12 protein-coding genes are annotated in these 17,351 nt (G+C 64.3%); 1 reads left to right on the top strand and 11 read right to left on the bottom strand.

Annotation, left to right across the window (positions count from 1 at the left end):
- Positions 1-84: 84 nt before the first annotated feature.
- The 6 genes from purD to prmA all read right to left on the bottom strand — a co-directional run bounded on the left by purD (position 85) and on the right by prmA (position 6,996).
- Positions 85-1,380 (bottom strand): phosphoribosylamine--glycine ligase, encoded by a 1,296-nt coding sequence (gene purD / locus NTD88_RS10730; RefSeq protein ID WP_110971371.1) that lies wholly within the window; start codon positions 1,378-1,380, stop codon positions 85-87.
- Positions 1,381-1,484: 104 nt separating this feature from the next.
- Entirely contained in the window at positions 1,485-3,086 is a 1,602-nt protein-coding gene (gene purH, locus NTD88_RS10725; protein ID WP_095156032.1) for a bifunctional phosphoribosylaminoimidazolecarboxamide formyltransferase/IMP cyclohydrolase, read from the bottom strand.
- A gap of 79 nt (positions 3,087-3,165) precedes the next feature.
- Positions 3,166-3,486, bottom strand: coding sequence for a DNA-binding transcriptional regulator Fis (gene fis, locus NTD88_RS10720; protein WP_003186237.1), 321 nt, complete (start codon positions 3,484-3,486; stop codon positions 3,166-3,168).
- Positions 3,483-4,496, bottom strand: coding sequence for a tRNA dihydrouridine synthase DusB (gene dusB, locus NTD88_RS10715; RefSeq protein WP_095156033.1), 1,014 nt, complete (start codon positions 4,494-4,496; stop codon positions 3,483-3,485). Before dusB ends, fis begins: the two co-directional genes overlap by 4 nt.
- Before the next feature lie 220 nt (positions 4,497-4,716).
- Complete coding sequence (locus tag NTD88_RS10710) at positions 4,717-6,078, bottom strand: DUF3426 domain-containing protein (RefSeq protein WP_262156544.1); 1,362 nt, start codon at positions 6,076-6,078, stop codon at positions 4,717-4,719.
- Positions 6,079-6,117: 39 nt separating this feature from the next.
- Entirely contained in the window at positions 6,118-6,996 is an 879-nt protein-coding gene (gene prmA, locus NTD88_RS10705; RefSeq protein WP_262156543.1) for a 50S ribosomal protein L11 methyltransferase, read from the bottom strand.
- 183 nt (positions 6,997-7,179) lie between these two features.
- Here prmA and NTD88_RS10700 point away from each other — a divergent pair, with 183 nt between their 5' ends.
- The gene (locus NTD88_RS10700) at positions 7,180-11,085 is read left to right on the top strand and encodes a dermonecrotic toxin domain-containing protein (RefSeq protein ID WP_262156542.1); all 3,906 of its coding nucleotides are present in this window, start codon (positions 7,180-7,182) and stop codon (positions 11,083-11,085) included.
- A gap of 69 nt (positions 11,086-11,154) precedes the next feature.
- Here the strand turns inward: NTD88_RS10700 and accC are convergent, their stop codons facing one another.
- From accC to NTD88_RS29200, 5 genes are all read right to left on the bottom strand, one after another.
- Positions 11,155-12,498 carry an acetyl-CoA carboxylase biotin carboxylase subunit gene (gene accC / locus NTD88_RS10695; RefSeq protein WP_095156037.1) on the bottom strand — a complete coding sequence of 448 codons (1,344 nt, stop codon included), beginning with the start codon at positions 12,496-12,498 and terminating at the stop codon, positions 11,155-11,157.
- Positions 12,499-12,515: 17 nt separating this feature from the next.
- A complete protein-coding gene (gene accB, locus NTD88_RS10690) occupies positions 12,516-12,980 on the bottom strand; it encodes an acetyl-CoA carboxylase biotin carboxyl carrier protein (protein ID WP_095156038.1) in 465 nt (154 codons plus the stop codon).
- An 88-nt stretch (positions 12,981-13,068) separates the two neighbouring features.
- Complete coding sequence (gene aroQ / locus NTD88_RS10685) at positions 13,069-13,521, bottom strand: type II 3-dehydroquinate dehydratase (RefSeq protein ID WP_095156039.1); 453 nt, start codon at positions 13,519-13,521, stop codon at positions 13,069-13,071.
- 175 nt (positions 13,522-13,696) lie between these two features.
- Complete coding sequence (locus tag NTD88_RS10680; RefSeq protein WP_262156541.1) at positions 13,697-15,475, bottom strand: protein-disulfide reductase DsbD; 1,779 nt, start codon at positions 15,473-15,475, stop codon at positions 13,697-13,699.
- Between the two features lie 98 nt (positions 15,476-15,573).
- Complete coding sequence (locus tag NTD88_RS29200) at positions 15,574-16,353, bottom strand: methyl-accepting chemotaxis protein (RefSeq protein ID WP_410017271.1); 780 nt, start codon at positions 16,351-16,353, stop codon at positions 15,574-15,576.
- Positions 16,354-17,351 lie beyond the last annotated feature (998 nt).

Raw genomic sequence — 17,351 nt, 5'->3', positions numbered from 1 at the left:
CAAGCCGAAGGCAAGGTTTTGCCCGGGCCCTGACGACGAGCCGGGAGCCGCGGCGCAAAGGCGCCGCGCTCCCGCTCAGGCAGGTTACTCCTGATGCTCGCCACGCTCGCGGGCAATGGCACGGTAGCCGATGTCCTTGCGATAGAACGCGCCTTCCCAGTCGATTTCGGCTGCCAGACGGTAGGCCTGTTGCTGTGCGGCTTCGACCGTGTCGCCCAGGGCGGTGGCGCAGAGCACGCGGCCGCCGCTGGTCACGACCTGGCCGTCTTTCAGCGCGGTACCGGCATGGAACACCTTGCCTTGCAGTGCGGCGGCGGCATCCAGTCCCTTGATCGGTGCGTCCTTGGCGTAGTCGCCAGGATAGCCGCCGGCGGCCAGCACCACGCCCAGGCTCGGACGCGGATCCCAGACGGCTTCGACCTTGTCCAGCGCCTTGGCCAGTGCGGCCTCGATCAGCAGGATCAGGCTCGACTCCAGGCGCAGCATGATGGGCTGGGTTTCCGGGTCGCCGAAGCGGCAGTTGAACTCGATGACCTTCGGGTTACCGGCCTTGTCGATCATCAGACCGGCGTAAAGGAAGCCGGTGTAGACGTTGCCTTCCTCGGCCATGCCGCGCACGGTCGGGTAGATCACCAGGTCCATCACGCGCTGATGGACATCAGCGGTGACCACTGGCGCTGGCGAATAGGCGCCCATGCCACCGGTGTTCGGGCCGGTGTCGGCGTCGCCGACGCGCTTGTGGTCCTGGCTGGTTGCCATAGGCAGCACGTTGGCGCCGTCGACCATGACGATGAAGCTGGCTTCTTCGCCGTCGAGGAATTCCTCGATGACCACGCGCGAACCGGCTGCGCCAAAGGCATTGCCGGCGAGCATGTCGCGCACGGCGTCTTCGGCTTCGGCCAGGGTCATGGCGACGATAACGCCCTTGCCGGCGGCCAGGCCGTCGGCCTTGATCACGATCGGCGCGCCTTTTTCACGCAGATAAGCCAGGGCTGGCTCGATCTCGGTGAAGTTCTGGTAGTCGGCGGTCGGGATCTTGTGGCGCGCCAGGAAATCCTTGGTGAAGGCCTTGGAGCCTTCAAGCTGGGCGGCGCCAGCGGTCGGACCGAAGCAATCCAGGCCGCGGCTGCGGAACAGATCGACCACGCCGGCAACCAGCGGGGCTTCCGGGCCGACGATGGTCAGCGAGACGTTCTTCTCGGCGAAGTCGGCCAGTTGTTCCAGCGCGGTCACTTCGATGGCGACGTTCTCGCACTTGGCTTCGGTGGCGGTACCGGCGTTGCCGGGGGCGACGAAGATTTTCTCGACACGCGGGTCCTGGGCAACTTTCCAGGCCAGGGCGTGTTCACGTCCGCCGCTACCGATGATCAAAACGTTCATGTCAAAACCTCAGTGGTTTCCGAAGGGCATGCCTTCGTTTTGTATTCGCTGTACGGGGTCGCACTGAAGCAGATGCCTGCTTCAGTGCGGCCGATTGCCGTAAATCAGTGACGGAAGTGGCGCATGCCGGTGAACACCATTGCGATGCCGGCTTCGTCGGCGGCGGCAATGACTTCGGCGTCGCGCATCGAGCCGCCTGGCTGGATCACGGCAGTGATACCGACCTTGGCTGCGTTGTCGATGCCGTCACGGAACGGGAAGAACGCGTCCGACGCCATGACCGCGCCCTGCACCTGCAGGCCAGCATGCTCGGCCTTGATTGCAGCAATGCGCGCGGAGTTGACGCGGCTCATCTGGCCGGCGCCGACGCCGATGGTCTGGCGGTTCTTGGCGTAGACAATGGCGTTGGACTTGACGAACTTGGCCACTTTCCAGGCGAAGATCAGGTCATGGATTTCCTGTTCGGTCGGCGCACGCTTGGTCACGACTTTCAGGTCGGCGTCGGTGATCATGCCGATGTCGCGGCTCTGTACCAGCAGGCCGCCGGTCACACGCTTGAAGTCCCAGGCAGCGGCGCGCTCGGTCGACCACTCGCCGCAGGTCAGCAGGCGCACGTTGGCCTTGGCGGCGACTACGGCGCGGGCCTCTTCGCTGACGCTCGGGGCGATGATGACTTCGACGAACTGACGCTCGACGATGGCCTTGGCGGTTTCGCCGTCCAGCTCGCGGTTGAAGGCGATGATGCCGCCGAAGGCCGACTCGGTGTCGGTGGCGTAGGCCAGTTCGTAGGCCTGGCGGATACCGCCTTCAGGGCTGACGGCAACGCCGCACGGGTTGGCGTGCTTGACGATGACGCAGGCCGGCTTGACGAAGCTCTTCACGCATTCCAGCGCGGCGTCGGTGTCGGCCACGTTGTTGTACGACAGTTCCTTGCCTTGCAGTTGCACCGCGGTGGCGATGCCCGTCTCGGACGGCTTGGCCTCGACATAGAACGCCGCGCTCTGGTGCGGGTTCTCGCCGTAGCGCATTTCCTGGGCCTTGATGAACTGGCTGTTGAAGGTGCGCGGGAATTCGCTGCGGCCTTCGGTGCTCAGGGTCTCGGCGGACTGGTTCACGGTGCCCATGTAGTTGGCGATCATGCCGTCATAGGCCGCGGTGTGCTCGAAGGCCTTGAGCATCAGGTCGAAGCGCTGGGCGTAGGTCAGGCCACCGGCCTTGAGGCTTTCCAGCACGTTCGCGTAGTCGCTGGCGTTGACCACGATGGCGACGTCTTTGTGGTTCTTGGCCGCGGAACGGACCATGGTCGGGCCGCCGATGTCGATGTTCTCGATAGCGGTCGGCAGGTCGCAACCCGGCTTGGAGATGGTGGCTTCGAACGGGTACAGGTTGACGGCGACCAGATCGATCGGCTTGATCCCGTGCTCCTGCATGATGGCGTCATCGGTGCCGCGACGGCCGAGGATGCCACCGTGGATTTTCGGGTGCAGGGTCTTGACCCGGCCGTCCATCATTTCCGCGAAGCCGGTGTAGTCGGCGACTTCGACCGCGGCGACGCCGTTGTCCTGGAGCAGCTTGAAGGTGCCGCCGGTAGACAGGATCTCGACGCCGAGCGTTTGCAGCTCACGGGCGAATTCGAGGATCCCGGTCTTGTCGGAAACGCTGATCAAGGCACGGCGGATCGGCAGGCGAGTAGTCTGGTCGGTCATTTCAGATTCCATAACGCGGTGGAGTCAGCAAAAAAGGCGACCTCACTGTGGGAGTCGCCTTTTTGGTTGGGATTCATGCTTACAGCAGGTCGTACTGCTTGAGTTTCTTGCGCAAGGTGCCTCGGTTCAGTCCAAGCAGCTCGCTGGCCTTGGTCTGGTTGCCCTTGACGTAGTTCATCACGCTTTCGAGCAGGGGCGCCTCGACTTCAGAGAGCACCAGGTTGTACACGTCCGTGACAGCAGCGCCCTCGAGGTGGGCGAAATAGTTGTGCAGCGCCTTTTCCACACTTCCGCGAAGGGTCTGTCCCTCTTCGCTGGGGGTATTGAGGTGCTGTTTCAGGTTGACGTTGTCGCTCACGGGCGTTGTTCCACTCACTAAAGTCTCGGTCATCATCGTCATGCGGCCACCCCTTGTCCGTCCTCTGTCTCAAGGCTCTGTTCACGTTCGCTGAAGAAAAGGCGAACGTCGGCGCATTGCGCGTGTGTGTCTTCCAAACGATTGAACCGGGCGCGAAACTCCTTGGCCCCCGGTAACGTTGCCAGGTACCAGCCAACGTGCTTGCGGGCGATTCGCACGCCCATCACATCGCCATAGAAGGCATGCAGCGCTGCCAGGTGCTCCAGCAGAATCCGTTCCACTTCCTCCAGCCCCGGCGCGGGCAGTGTTTCGCCTGTGCGCAGGTAGTGCTCGATCTCGCGAAAGAGCCATGGCCGGCCCTGGGCGGCGCGGCCGATCAACAGGCCGTCGACGCCGGTGCTATCGAGCACGGTCCGGGCCTTTTGCGGCGACGTGATGTCGCCATTGGCAAAAACCGGGATAGACACCGCCTGCTTGATGGCAGCGATGGTGTCGTACTCGGCTTCGCCGGTGTACAGGTCGGCGCGGGTGCGGCCATGGACGGCCAGCGCCTGGATCCCGGCCTGCTCGGCGATCTTCGCCACGGTCAGGCCGTTCTTGTTTGCCCGGTCCCAGCCGGTGCGGATCTTCAGGGTCACCGGGACATCCACGGCGGCGACCACCGCGTGGAGAATCTCGCTGACCAATGCTTCATCCTTCAATAAAGCAGAGCCTGCGGCCTTGTTGCAGACTTTTTTTGCCGGGCAACCCATGTTGATGTCGATGATCTGGGCGCCCAGTTCGACATTGGCCCTGGCCGCCGCAGCGAGCATCTGCGCGTCGCCGCCGGCGATCTGTACCGAGCGTGGCTCGGGATCGCCTTCGTGGATCATGCGCAGGCGCGACTTTCGGCTGTTCCACAGGCTCATGTCGCTGCTGACCATTTCCGACACCACCAGGCCTGCGCCCATTCGTCGGCAGAGCTGACGAAAAGGCTGGTCCGTAACCCCGGCCATGGGGGCAAGGATCAGGTTGTTTTGCAGTGTGTATGGGCCGATGCGTACCGCCGACATAGGAGTTCCCTGTTGTGGGGCCGGATCATTAGAGTTCGAAAAAGGGTGGGCATGATACCCGCTCTCGATGACCGGATAAAGATGAATCTGGATAAAATCTGAACAACTCGGCCGCTGGCGCGACCTGCTTCAAGTGGCAAGCTTCAAGCGACAAAAGGCAGCAGGATCGCGTGCGATCGGCTCTTTCTTGCCGCTTTAAGCTTGCAACTTGCGGCTGCTTTTACTCCGGGGAGCGGAAGCTGAGGCTGTAATTGACGGCCTTCGGGCCCGGATCGAGGATATCCAGGGCGATGTGGATCGGCGTCTGGCTGGGCATCTCGGCCTTGCCGGCCAGCTCGCCGCTGAGATACTCGGCGGGCTTGAAGCGACGACTGGCGATCAGTTGGCCGTTGAGGTCGGCGAAGCGCAGTTCCAGCAGCGGGAACGGCTGGGAGAAGGGCGCGCGGTTGTAGATGATCGCGTCCACCACCAGTGCACCCTTGAAGTCCGGATGGCTGCGCACCACCAGGTTGCTGCTCTTGATTCGGGCGATGTCGACCTTGGACGGCACCTCGCAGCCCAGTGTCGGGCAGACCTGCTGGAACCACGGGCGGTACTGGTCCTGGCGGGCCAGTTCGTCGAAGTGATAGGCGATGTACTGGCCGGCCAGCGCGGCGGCGGCCAGCAGGATCAGGAACAGCCACAGCAGGCGCCGGCCCAGGTTGCTACGCGGCTTCTGCCAGTCCAGTTGCAGCGGGTCGTCGACCAGATCGACCAGTGATTCCTTGCGTGCCGGACGGTCGGGCTCGGCGATGGCGCCGAGTTCCGGGTCGCGCCGCTCGCTAAGCGTGGGCTCGTCGTCGTGATCGTTGCGTTGGTCGAGGTCGTCGTCATCCCGGGCCGACAGACGGGTGCCGGCATCCGGCAGGTCGTCGTCTTCGTCCGCGATCACGTGACTGCGCACGGGCGGGGTTTCTTCCGGCTCGGGCAGGTCCAGCGACAACGAAGGCTCGGTGCGGTCGCCCGGCGATGGCTGCTCGTCCGGCTCACGGGTTTCGAGTTGCAGTAGCGGCTCGTCCAGGGACGGCTCGTCCGGCTCGCGCTCCGACGCCGGGGTGCTGAACAGGCCAGCCTCCAGCAGATCGTCGTTGTTGGCATCGTCGCGCTTGGCGCTGAGGCTGTCTTCCCGGCGTGGGGCGGCGTGGAAGTCGACGCTCGGCTGGATCTCGCGCTGCTCCAGGCGGGCCAGTTCGCGGTCCAGATCGAGGTGGTCGAGGTCCAGATCGACGTTGCTCCAGCTCTTCGCCGACGGGGCCGGCGCCGGCTCGGGAGCGGGCACAGGTTCTTCGACGGGAAGGGCGGGGGCTTCGACGGTTTCGACCGGCACTACCCGCTCAGGCTCGACCGCCTGCGGTTCATCGACGGGCGCAGGAGCGACCGGCGGTTGCTGGGCGGCGCTCTGCTCAAGCAACTGGCGGGCGGCGTTGAACACCTGCAGGCAGTTGCCGCAACGCACGACACCGCGGGCCACGCTCAGTTGATTGTGGCTGACGCGAAAGCTGGTCTGGCAATGCGGGCACTGGGTGACGAAACTGTCGGTCATGCGGCGATCCGGGGTGGGATGAGAACCAGTCTAGTGCAGTTAACGGCGGCGACCACTGATACGTACCCAGCCATCGCGCTCGGCAATCGGGTCCAGGTCGAAGTCTGCTGCGTAGGCCGCGGCCACTTCCTGGCCTTGCTCGGCGAGGATGCCGGAGAGCGCCAGCAGGCCGCCCGGACGCACCAGGCCGCTGAGTTGCGGCGCCAGCGAAACCAGCGGGCCGGCGAGGATGTTGGCCACCAGCACGTCGGCCTGTTGGGCCGGCATGTGCTCGGGCAGGTACAGCTCGAAGTCTGCTTCGGCAACACCGTTGCGCCCGGCGTTGTCACGCGAGGCTTCGAGGGCCTGCACGTCGATGTCGGTACCGACGGCACGGCGAGCGCCCAGCAGCAGTGCGGCGATGGCGAGAATGCCGGAGCCGCAGCCGAAGTCCAGGACCTGGGTGTCTTTCAGGTCCTGACCGTCGAGCCATTCAAGGCACAGCGCGGTGGTCGGGTGGGTGCCGGTGCCGAACGCCAGGCCCGGATCCAGCAGCAGGTTGACTGCTCCAGGTTCCGGCGCGGCGTGCCAGCTCGGCACGATCCACAGGCGCTGGCCGAAACGCATTGGGTGGAAGTTGTCCATCCAGCTGCGTTCCCAGTCCTGGTCTTCGATGACCTCAGCATGGTGCTCGGGCAACTCGGCGCCGGTCAGCAGTTGCAGGTGGGCGAACACTGCTTCCGGCTCGGCGTCGGCTTCGAACAGCGCCAGCAGGTGGGTGTTGGACCACAGCGGCGTGGTGTTCAGGTCTGGCTCGAAGATCGGCTGGTCTTCGGCGTCCATGAAGGTCACGGAAACCGCGCCCACTTCCAGCAGGGCGTCTTCATAGGTTTCGGCCTGTTCCGGAGTGATGGCCAGACGAACTTGTAACCAGGGCATTGGGGTACCTTCACCAGGGTGGTTCAGCGTAGTGCTGTGAAAGCCGGGCAGTGTACGCCAGCTAGGCCGCAAAGTGGATAACAGGCGGCGGGTGGCGTGGATCGATTGCGTCCTAACTATCTATTACCCGGCGCCTTTACCCCTGCCGCACGCTCCCTCCTTTCCTTCGTGAGGAGCCAGACAATGGAAAACAATCTGCAATCGTCTGCGGTGGCCGGAGCGTCGCTGGTGCAGGTAACCCGCTGGGCGACCTGGACCGAAGGTTTCTGGGCGGGCCGGCTGACCTTCGCCGAAATCGCGGGTGATCACCTGAGGGTGCATCTGCGTACCTATTACCCGGAAGGTGATGTTGCGCCGTCGTTTCTCGAGGCGCTGTTCGAGGCGTTGCTGCAACGCCTGATTGATGGGCAGGTGGCCACTTACGACGGCAACCTGCGAGGGCCGCTGCGCTGGCCGCAAGCAGCGGACAGTGAAGCGGATGCCGAACCCTACGAGGTGCTGGTGCAGGTGATCGAAGGTGTCGCGGGCGGGGTGGTCGACGATTACCAGCGTGCGCTGCGGCAGCGCTGGGCGGCACGCCCGGACGACCTCGAGCCAACCTCGTCTGTCGGCAGTCTTTTCCTGCAACGGCTGGAGGCTCACTGCGCCAGCATTGATGCGTTGTTTCTGCCGGAGAGCCTGGAGCAACTGGATGGCGTGACCCTGGCGCAGCGTATCGAGGCGCTTGAGGAGCATTGGCAGGCGTCGTTCGAGGCCGGTGACGGACTGCCCGATGCCGAGCGCTCGATGGTTCGGCGCCTGACCCGTTCCGCCTTCGGTGACTGGTTCGCCGCGCTGGGCGAGGCCGACCTTTCGATCTTGCGCGCGTTTCAGCAACGCAGCCTGTTTCTGGAGGGGCAAGTCCAGCACTTGCTGGATGACGTCACCTCGCTGCACGCCTTTGCCCGGCGAGCGATCATCGACCACGCGCGCGCCACGCTGGGTATCGATATCGAGCCGGATCGCCTGCAGGTGGAAACCCGTGGCAACGCGGCGTCTTCTCCCGTGACTCGAGTCACTTCGCTGACGGCGCTGGTGGCCGAGGGCCCCTTTGCGCCGGGCCCGCAAAAAACCAGAACGCTACACCACGACCCCAAGGCGTCTCACGCGCCGCTCGCCCAGGCATTTCTGGAATCCTTGCTGCAAACCGTCGATCCGCGCGGGGAATACCGGGCGCGACTCAGCGAGCGCCATGACCACCCTGAACTGACGGTGGCGCTCCTCGATCTCTACGATGCGCGCTTGCAGCAGACCGCGTTTGTCGCGCGCTGCCGAGGGCACCTGAGTGCCGAGGGTCTGGAGCGGGTGCTGCGTATTCGGGAGTCCAACGGTGTCGCTGCGGCGGAGCCGGGCGAGAAGGTGGTCGGCGTTTCGTTGCTGCCGGATCTGCCGTTGGCGGATCTCCTGCTGTTTCATGTGCAAAAGGGCGATCAAGCACCGGAGTCGCTGGTGCTGTATGCGCCCGGCAAGCCCGATGGGCAGGTGTGGATCGAGCTGCCTTCCCTGCGGGCGGTGGCTATCGAGCTGGGTGGCTGGCTGGGCGATGAAGCCGGGCGTGAGTATCTGCTGGGACTGGTCGATGGCGTTCAGAAGCAGCGGGCCGAGGTGTTTTTCGACAAGGTCGTGGAGCGTGCCGACCACTGGGATGTTCAACGCGATCATCGCCGTGCACCGTTTGGCTACCGGGAATCCTGCGAGGCGCTCGTTGCCTTGCGCAAGGCTCATGATCTTTCCCGTGTGGAAACGCAGGAGGCGCCCGCCTGGTTCGGTGCGTTGCCCCTGGCACAGCGTCAGGTAATCGCCGGCCTCAACGAAGACCTGCACCTGCTCAACGATGCGCTGCAGCAGGCGGTTGCCGGGCAGGAGACTTTTCAGGCGTTTGCCAAGCGCGCCATCACGGCTGACATCGATGCGTATCTGCGCGGGCACCAGATGGAGGGCGAGGTTGATCCGCAAACCATCCTGTTCGATTTCAAACCCGGCCTTGCCGATTCGACGCCCGGCATCACTCGCTCGCTGCTGGATCTGGCCATGTATGGCTACGACGACAACTGGGGACTGGATAACCCACACATGCCGGTCCGTTCTTCGGTCGGGCAGGACCTGAGCCAATTGCGGGCAGCGGAGTTGGCGCCGTATCTGCGCGGGGCTTTTCTGGGGGATCGTTTCGTGCAGTCGATTCGCGCAGGGTTCCTCGATTCGTCACAGCCGATCTACGCCGAGCGTCGGGCATTACGTCTAGCACTGGTCCAGGCAACGATGCGGCGGGATGTTCACGTCGCGCATGCCAAGGGTCGGCTGACGCCCTTGCAGTTGCAACGCCTGGCGAGTGCTGTCGAGGGGCTCTCACGGCGCCAGCCTGCGCGGGGGCGCGGGGCCGCGGAGGACGTTGCGACCAGCAGCGGCGTGTTCAGGCTCGCGATCAATGGGCGGCAGGCCGTTGGCCTTTACGTGTTCCGGGAGGTCGATGGCGGCGTGGCGCAGGACTGGCTGTACACGCCGCAAGCGCCGGATGGCATCGTCCTGCGCGACTACGGGCGTTTTACCGGCGCCGGTCCTGGCGCCTTGCAGGATTACTTCCTCTCGCACCTGCGCTATGCCGACCATCCGGCCGCTTCCCGCCGGCTCACTCAATTGGCCAAGGGCGAGGCGGCGCGTGATGCGCTGCGTGAGGCGAGCCGGGTCGAAGACTTTCTCGACGAATACGACGATTACCTGCAGCGCCACATCGATGATGTCGAGGCGGTGACCACCAGCCGTCACGACGTTATCGCCGAACTGGTCGCCAAGGGGCTGGTGTATGCCGCCCTGCCGTTGAGCCTGGTGTTTCCGCCGCTGGGGTTCGTCCTTGATGCGGTCTTTGTGGTGCTCGGTGCGAGCAAGGCGATTACTGCGCACCGCGACGATGATGCGGCGGGCGCCCTGCAACATTGGCTCGATGTTGCCCTGGGGCTGTGGGGCGTCGCGCTGCCGGGCGCCTGGGTGGCGGTGCGGAAAACAAGACTTGGGGGCATCAGGTCGAGTGAGCATGCCGGGCGTGGAGTGTTCGACGTTCTGGATCTGCATCAGGCTTTGAAGAGCAACCCCGGAAACCTGCGCCGCCTGGAGCAGGACGGTTTGCTGGGCGGCCTGTACCAAGGCCCGTCAACCGGGCCCGACGGGGGACGGCTGCATATTCTCCACAAGGGCAAGTACTTCGAGGTGGTGGCGGATCTGGATAACCAGACGCTGCGCCTGGTCGATCCGCGCTACCCGGCGGCACAGTACAAAATGCCGATTCGCCGGGATGTTCGGGGGCGCTGGTCGTTCAATCCGCAGGTCGGGCTTCGGGGTGGCGGCAACGATGTTCACAACCTGGGGCAGATACGGCGTATCGCCGATGCGTTCCCCGCGCGGACCCGCCCGCTGCCAGCTCGCGGGGCGCTTCAGGGCGAGGGCGTGATCGCCCGGTTTGATGCGGGCGCGAGCGACAACTACCTGTATTCATTGAATGCCCAAAGCTGCGTGGTGGCGTGCCTGTATAACCCGACGACACGGACGGGGGCGGTGATCCACGTCGATCACAACATCCGCGCCCTGGTCGATGACGCCTTGTCCAGCGCGCTGGCGCGCATAGGCCGCGGCGCAGGACACGAGCCGGTCAGGGCCACGCTGGTAGGCGGCGATTGGTTGTCCGGTGGTGCGGATATCGGCGGGCCGCTCAGGTCGGCACTGCTGCGAAAGGGCATCCAGGCGGACTGGGATCACTGGTCCTATTCGTCGTGCATGGGCAACATTTACGGGGTCCGGCTCGATCTGGCCGAGGGTGCGACCACGGTGTTCACCACCACCCGCAATGCGGTGCAAGAGGTGGTCGAGCCGATCCTGCGCGAGGCCAGCCAGGGCGGCAGGGGGATGATGGCCCGGCGTGGCCAACGCTTCATGGCGCGCTTCCGTCAGGAGCCGCTGGTGCAGCGCTCCGACGGTTCGGTGCGTAATCTGGACGGCGCGCTCGCAAGCTCCGCCCTGGTCGATGCCCAGGCCTTGCTGCTGACCACACTGACCCGCTGAAAACGAAAAAGCCCCGCACGGAATACGTGCGGGGCTTTTTCCATTCGACCGCTGGAGGCGGCTGGCTCGTTATTCCGAGGCCAGCTTGTGTTCCAGGTAGTGAATGTTGACGCCGCCCTTGCAGAAGGCCTCGTCACGTACCAGATCACGGTGCAGCGGGATGTTGGTCTTGATCCCGTCAACCACGATTTCGTCCAGGGCATTGCGCATGCGCGCCATGGCTTCGTCGCGGTCTTTGCCGTAGGTGATCAGCTTGCCGATCAGCGAATCGTAGTTCGGCGGTACGGTGTAGCCGCTGTACAGGTGCGAATCGACGCGAACGCCGTTGCCGCCCGGAGCGTGGAAGTGCTTGACCTTGCCTGGGCTCGGAATGAACTTCTTCGGGTCTTCGGCGTTGATCCGGCACTCCAGGGCGTGACCGCGGATCACCACGTCATCCTGGGTGAACGACAGCTTGTTGCCAGCGGCGATGCTGAGCATCTCCTTGACGATGTCGATGCCAGTGACCATCTCCGAAACCGGGTGCTCAACCTGCACGCGGGTGTTCATCTCGATGAAGTAGAAGCTACCGTTCTCGTAGAGGAACTCGAAGGTGCCAGCGCCACGGTAGCCGATCTCGACGCACGCCTGGACGCAGCGGGCGAAGACTTCCTGACGGGCTTTTTCGTCGATGCCTGGAGCCGGCGCTTCTTCCAGTACTTTCTGGTGACGGCGCTGCAGGGAGCAGTCACGGTCGCCCAGGTGTACGGCGTTGCCCTGACCATCGGACAAGACCTGAACTTCCACGTGACGTGGGTTGGTCAGGAACTTCTCCAGGTAGACCATCGGGTTGCCGAACGCTGCACCGGCTTCGGTGCGGGTCAGCTTGGCCGAGGAAATCAGGTCTTCTTCCTTGTGCACAACGCGCATGCCGCGACCACCACCGCCACCGGCGGCCTTGATGATCACCGGGTAGCCAACCTCGCGGGCGATTGCCAGCGCGGTTTCTTCGTCTTCCGGCAGCGGGCCGTCGGAGCCCGGTACGGTCGGAACGCCGGCCTGGATCATGGCGTGCTTGGCCGATACCTTGTCGCCCATCAGGCGAATGGTGTCGGCTTTCGGGCCGATGAAGGCAAATCCGGATTTCTCGACCTGCTCGGCGAAGTCGGCGTTTTCCGCGAGGAAGCCATAGCCAGGGTGAATGGCGGTGGCGCCGGTCACTTCGGCCGCGGCGATGATCGCGGGGATGTGCAGGTAGGAATCCTTGGACGACGCCGGGCCAATGCACACGGACTCGTCAGCCAGGCCCAGGTGCATCAGCTCGCGGTCGGCCGTGGAGTGTACGGCGACGGTCTTGATGCCCAGTTCCTTGCAGGCTCGCAGGATACGCAGGGCAATTTCGCCGCGGTTGGCGATCAGAACTTTTTCCAACATCGCAGGCTCTCCGCGGTTCAAACGATGGTGAACAGAGGCTGGTCGTATTCAACCGGCTGGCCGTCTTCTACCAGAACGGCGTCAATGACACCGCCGATTTCGGCTTCGATGTGGTTCATCATTTTCATCGCTTCGACGATGCACAGGGTGTCGCCTTTCTTCACGCTCTGGCCGACTTCAACGAAGGCAGGCGAGGTTGGCGAACCTTTGCGGTAGAAGGTGCCGACCATTGGCGAGCGGATCACGGTGCCTTTCAGGGTTGGCGCGGCAGCGGCAGCTTCGGCAGCCGGAGCTGCGGCAGCGGCAGCGACAGGAGCCGGTGCAGGAGCGGCGGCCATTGGAGCCGGCGCGTAGTACTGCTGGGCTGGAGTCTTGCTGTGGCGGCTGATGCGCACGGACTCTTCGCCTTCCTTGATTTCCAGCTCGTCGATGCCAGATTCTTCCAGCAGCTCGATCAGTTTCTTGACTTTACGAATATCCATTAATCATCAACTCCCAAGGTTCGGTCAGGGGCGTATGAACGTGATTCAAACGTTCTTGTAAGCCTGGCGATGGCCAGGCTCGCGTTATTCAGGATTTTGCGGCGGCGGCCAGTTGTTCCAGGGCGGATTCCAGGGCCAGTCGGTAACCGCTGGCGCCCAGACCGCAGATCACTCCTACGGCGACATCCGAAAAGTAGGAGTGGTGACGGAACGGCTCGCGCTTGTGCACGTTGGACAAGTGCACTTCGATGAATGGGATGCTCACCGCCAGCAATGCGTCACGTAATGCGACGCTGGTGTGAGTAAAAGCAGCCGGATTGATCAGGATGAAGTCCACGCCTTCGTTGCGCGCGGCGTGGATCCGGTCGATCAGTTCGTATTCGGCGTTGCTTTGCAGGTATTGCAGATGATGGCCGGCGGCGCGGGCGCGCTGCTCCAGGTCCTGGTTGATCTGCGCCAGGGTCACGGCACCGTAGACACCGGGTTCGCGAGTCCCGAGCAGGTTCAGGTTGGGGCCGTGCAGCACCAGTAGTGTCGCCATCTGCGCATCCTTTGATTTTGTCGGACATAAATACAAGCGCGGCGACTATGCCGCAAAGAACCGAGCACTGTCCAGTTAACTGCAATAGCCAGCACGATGACCGAGATTCACGCAAAATATGTGACTATTTTGTTAAGTCCGGTCATTGGTAGCGGTTTTTTAATGGCCCCAGCAGTTATAGACGCAGATCGGCGCGGATGCGCTGCAGATGCTCGGCGAATTCGCCGGCGTTTGTCTCCCCGACCACCCTTGCCTCGGTTTTTTCGCTGCCGTTCGCCGCAAAGAACAACAGCGCGGGCGGGCCGAACAGTTGATAGCGATCCAGCAGGGCGCGTTGTTCGGCGCTGCTCTGGGTGATATCGAAGCGAATCAGTCGATAGTCCTTGAGTAATGGCAGCACGTTCGGCGCATTCAGCACCTCATGCTCGATCACCTTGCAACTGATGCACCAGTCGGCGTACCAGTCCAGCACCAGCGGTTGGCCAGCGGCTTTCGCCTCGGCCAGCACCCGGTCCAGTTCGGCGGGGCTGCTGATGGTTTGCCAGGTGTCGCTCGCTGTTGGCTGCGCGGTCACGGCGTTGCCGCTGACCGGAAGTGGTCGCAGCGGATCGCTCTGGCCGCTGAGCGCGCCATACCAGCAGGCCAGGGCATAGACCATCAGCACCAGACCGAGCAGTTGTGCCAGACGCTGGCGCGGGGTTTTCGGGATGAACTCGAGGGCGCCGAGGAACAGCGCCACACCCGCGGCCAGCAAGCCCACCAGCAACAGCGTGATCTGGCCGGGCAAAACACGGCTGAGCAGGCCGATCGCCAGGCCCAGCAACAGCACGCCGATGGCGTTTTTCACCGTGACCAGCCAAGGCCCGCTTTTCGGCAGCCAGGCCGCGCCGCCCGTCGCCACCAGCAGCAGCGGGGCACCCATGCCCAAGCCCAGGGCAAAGAGTTTCAGCGCACCGCCGACGGCGTCGCCGCTGGCGCTGATATAGAGCAGGGCGCCCGCCAGTGGTGCAGACACGCACGGCGAGACCAGCAGGCTGGAGACCACGCCGAGAACCGCCGCGCCCACCAGCGAGCCGCCTTTGGTATTCCCGGCGAGACGGTCCAGACGGTTGCTCACGGCTTGCGGCAGTTTCAGTTCGAACAGGCCGAACATGGCCAGGGCGAACGCCACGAAGAACAGCGAGAACGGCACCAGCACCCAGACCGATTGCAGGCGTGCCTGCAGGTTGAGGCCGGCGCCGAATAGGCCCATCAAAGCGCCGAGCAGGGCGAAGCAGGCGGCCATCGGCAGCACGTAGGCCAGCGACAGCGCAAGGCCGCGCCAGCCGCCGACCTGACCGCGCAGCACCACGCCGGAGAGGATCGGCAGCATGGGCAGCACGCAGGGGGTGAAGGTCAGGCCGACGCCGGCGAGGAAGAACAGCAGCAGGCTTTTCCAGTTGCTCTCGGTTGCGACCGGGGCGCCGCTGGTAACCGGTGTTGCCGCGCCGACGCCGGCGATGCTCAGGCGCTCCGTTTCCGGCGGATAGCACAGGCCCTTGTCGGCGCAGCCCTGGTAGGTCACCAGCAGGGTGAACGGGCGTTTATCGCCGGTGCGCGGCAGGTCGATATCGAGGATGCCGTGGTAGACCTCGACATCGCCGAAGAACTCATCGTGCTTGGCCTCGCCCTGCGGCAATTGGGCGCTGCCCAGAACGATGTCGGCGGGTTCGGTGCGGAACTGGAAGCGGTGGCGGTAGAGGTAATAGCCCTCGCTGGCGACGAAGCGCAGCTTGATCCCTTGGGCGTCGCCCTGGATCAGGTTGAGCTTGAAGGCTTCGCGCACCGGTAGGAAATCGGCGCTGTTGTTCAGGGAAGAAGCGCCCAGTGTGGCGCTGGGGCGGCTGTCGAAAAGGCCGGTGGCCACGGCGGGCATGGCCAGGACCAGCAGCAGGAGGCAGAGCAGACGACGCATGATGGTCTCGCGGGTGCGGAGGTGGTCGCATGATAGCGGAGTCTGGGGATTGCTGTGTTGTTGAGGGCCGAACCGCAGCGATTAGGCCCGAAAGCCACCTACAAACGGAACGCCCGAACCGCCGTATTCAGCTCTCCACCAAGCCTTAACAACTGCTCACCCTGATCCCGTCCTTCGCCGATCCGCTGCAAATTGTCCTCACCCAGACCATGAATCCGTTCACTGTGATCGCGGATCTCGCTGACCGCGCCGCTCTGCTGCGCGGTGACATCGGCGATGCGCCCGGCAGTGTCAGCGATGGTCTGGATGGCGGTGACGATTTCATCCAGCGCGCCATCGGCGGCCTGGGCCTGGTTGGCGGTGGTTTCGGCGTGTTCGAGTTGGTTGCGCATGCCTTCCACCGAATCGCGCGCGGCTTGTTGCAGGCGGGTGATGAGGGTCTGGATCTCCCCCGTGGCGCCTGTGGTGCGCTGCGCCAGTGAGCGGACTTCCTCGGCCACCACGGCAAAGCCGCGGCCCATTTCGCCGGCCCGCGCCGCTTCGATCGCGGCATTCAGGGCCAGCAGGTTGGTCTGCTCGGCGATAGCGCGAATTACCGTCAGGACGCCACCGATGGTCGCCGACTCCTGAGCCAGTTCTTCGATCATCTGCGCGTTGCCTTGCACTTCGTCCACCAGTTTGCGCAGCCCGGTCAGGCTCTGGCCGATCACGGCCTGGCCCTGTTCCACTGCTTCACCGGCCTGACGGCTGGCGTCGGCGGCCTGGCTGGCATCGCCTGCGACCTGGACGATCGTGGCTTCCAGTTCACCCAGCGCATCGCGAATCTGCGCGGTATCGCCGGCCTGGCGCTCGGCGCCGTCGTGCAGCGCGCTGCTCATGCCGGCCAGGGCGTGGCTGCTGCCGGCGACCTGTTCGGCGTTATGACGGATGGTCCCCACCAGTTCCACCAGGTAGTCGCGCAGGCGGTTCAGGGAATCCTGAATGTCGTGCATCTCGCGGTTGCTGGGCGGCAGGGCGATCGGCTTGCTGAAGTCGCCGCTGGCCCAGTCCGACAGCGCCGGGTCGAGGTTGGTCAGTACCCGCGCCAGACGCCGCTGCAGGCGGTCGATCACCAGGGCGATCAGCAGAATCAGAGCGATCATGACGCCTTGCATCAGGCGCACTTCGCTCTGGATCTGGGCGTGCTGGCTGCGTACGCCGGGCTCCAGATCAGCGATGGCCTGCTGCACAGCGGCGATGCGCGATTGAGTGGTAGCCGCCAGCTCACCGCGGCGCTGGATCTGCTCGCGGGTGCGTTGCAGTTCCGCAGGGTAGCGAGTGATCAGGCTGTTGAGTTCGCGGCGCAGGCCGACGGCGGTGTCTTCGGCCTCGCTCTTGCTCTCGCTTTCCAGGCCCATCATGGAAGCGAAATCGTCGGAACCCGAGGCACTGGCTTCCTTGACCCCCAGCAGCGGCAGGCCATCGAGAATGCGCGCCTGCCCGGCAATCAGGTTGAGTTCCCGTTCGACTTCCTCGGCCAGCTCGCTGCGGCCGCTGCTGACCAGCTTGTCGCGGGCCAGGGACAGGCGACTCAGGTGCAGCCCGGCTTCGAACAGCGGCGTGGTATAGCGCGCCGCTTCGCTGTTCTGGCTGTTCTGGCTGTAGCGCAGCCACTGTTCCAGGTTGGCGCCCAGTTCGCGTTCGGCCTGCAACAGCAGGGCCTGCGGATCCCCGGCCAGCTTGCCGGCGGCCAGCAGTTCATTGCTGGTGAAGGTCGCCAGGCTGTCCAGGCTCGGGCGCACGCTTTGCGCCAGTTCGGCCGGCAGTTGGCCCAGTTCTTCCTGCAACTGCTGGGTGGCCTGCAGGGCCGTGGCATGTTGCAGGGCGTCGCCGCTGG

Source organism: Pseudomonas sp. 20P_3.2_Bac5 (genome assembly GCF_025466035.1).
GTDB lineage: Bacteria > Pseudomonadota > Gammaproteobacteria > Pseudomonadales > Pseudomonadaceae > Aquipseudomonas.
This window is presented reverse-complemented; position numbering and strand designations above follow the sequence as displayed.

Excerpts from the sequence above, each read along its gene's own strand:
- purD (WP_110971371.1), bottom strand. The coding sequence starts at position 1,380 with ATGAACGTTTTGATCATCGGTAGCGGCGGACGTGAACACGCCCTGGCC.
- aroQ (WP_095156039.1), bottom strand. The coding sequence starts at position 13,521 with ATGGCGACACTACTGGTGCTGCACGGCCCCAACCTGAACCTGCTCGGG.
- NTD88_RS29200 (WP_410017271.1), bottom strand. The coding sequence starts at position 16,353 with ATGAGCAGCGCGCTGCACGACGGCGCCGAGCGCCAGGCCGGCGATACC.
- accC (WP_095156037.1), bottom strand. The coding sequence starts at position 12,498 with ATGTTGGAAAAAGTTCTGATCGCCAACCGCGGCGAAATTGCCCTGCGT.
- prmA (WP_262156543.1), bottom strand. The coding sequence starts at position 6,996 with ATGCCCTGGTTACAAGTTCGTCTGGCCATCACTCCGGAACAGGCCGAA.
- NTD88_RS10700 (WP_262156542.1), top strand. The coding sequence starts at position 7,180 with ATGGAAAACAATCTGCAATCGTCTGCGGTGGCCGGAGCGTCGCTGGTG.
- fis (WP_003186237.1), bottom strand. The coding sequence starts at position 3,486 with ATGACGATGATGACCGAGACTTTAGTGAGTGGAACAACGCCCGTGAGC.
- NTD88_RS10680 (WP_262156541.1), bottom strand. The coding sequence starts at position 15,475 with ATGCGTCGTCTGCTCTGCCTCCTGCTGCTGGTCCTGGCCATGCCCGCC.
- NTD88_RS10710 (WP_262156544.1), bottom strand. The coding sequence starts at position 6,078 with ATGACCGACAGTTTCGTCACCCAGTGCCCGCATTGCCAGACCAGCTTT.
- accB (WP_095156038.1), bottom strand. The coding sequence starts at position 12,980 with ATGGATATTCGTAAAGTCAAGAAACTGATCGAGCTGCTGGAAGAATCT.
- purH (WP_095156032.1), bottom strand. The coding sequence starts at position 3,086 with ATGACCGACCAGACTACTCGCCTGCCGATCCGCCGTGCCTTGATCAGC.
- dusB (WP_095156033.1), bottom strand. The coding sequence starts at position 4,496 with ATGTCGGCGGTACGCATCGGCCCATACACACTGCAAAACAACCTGATC.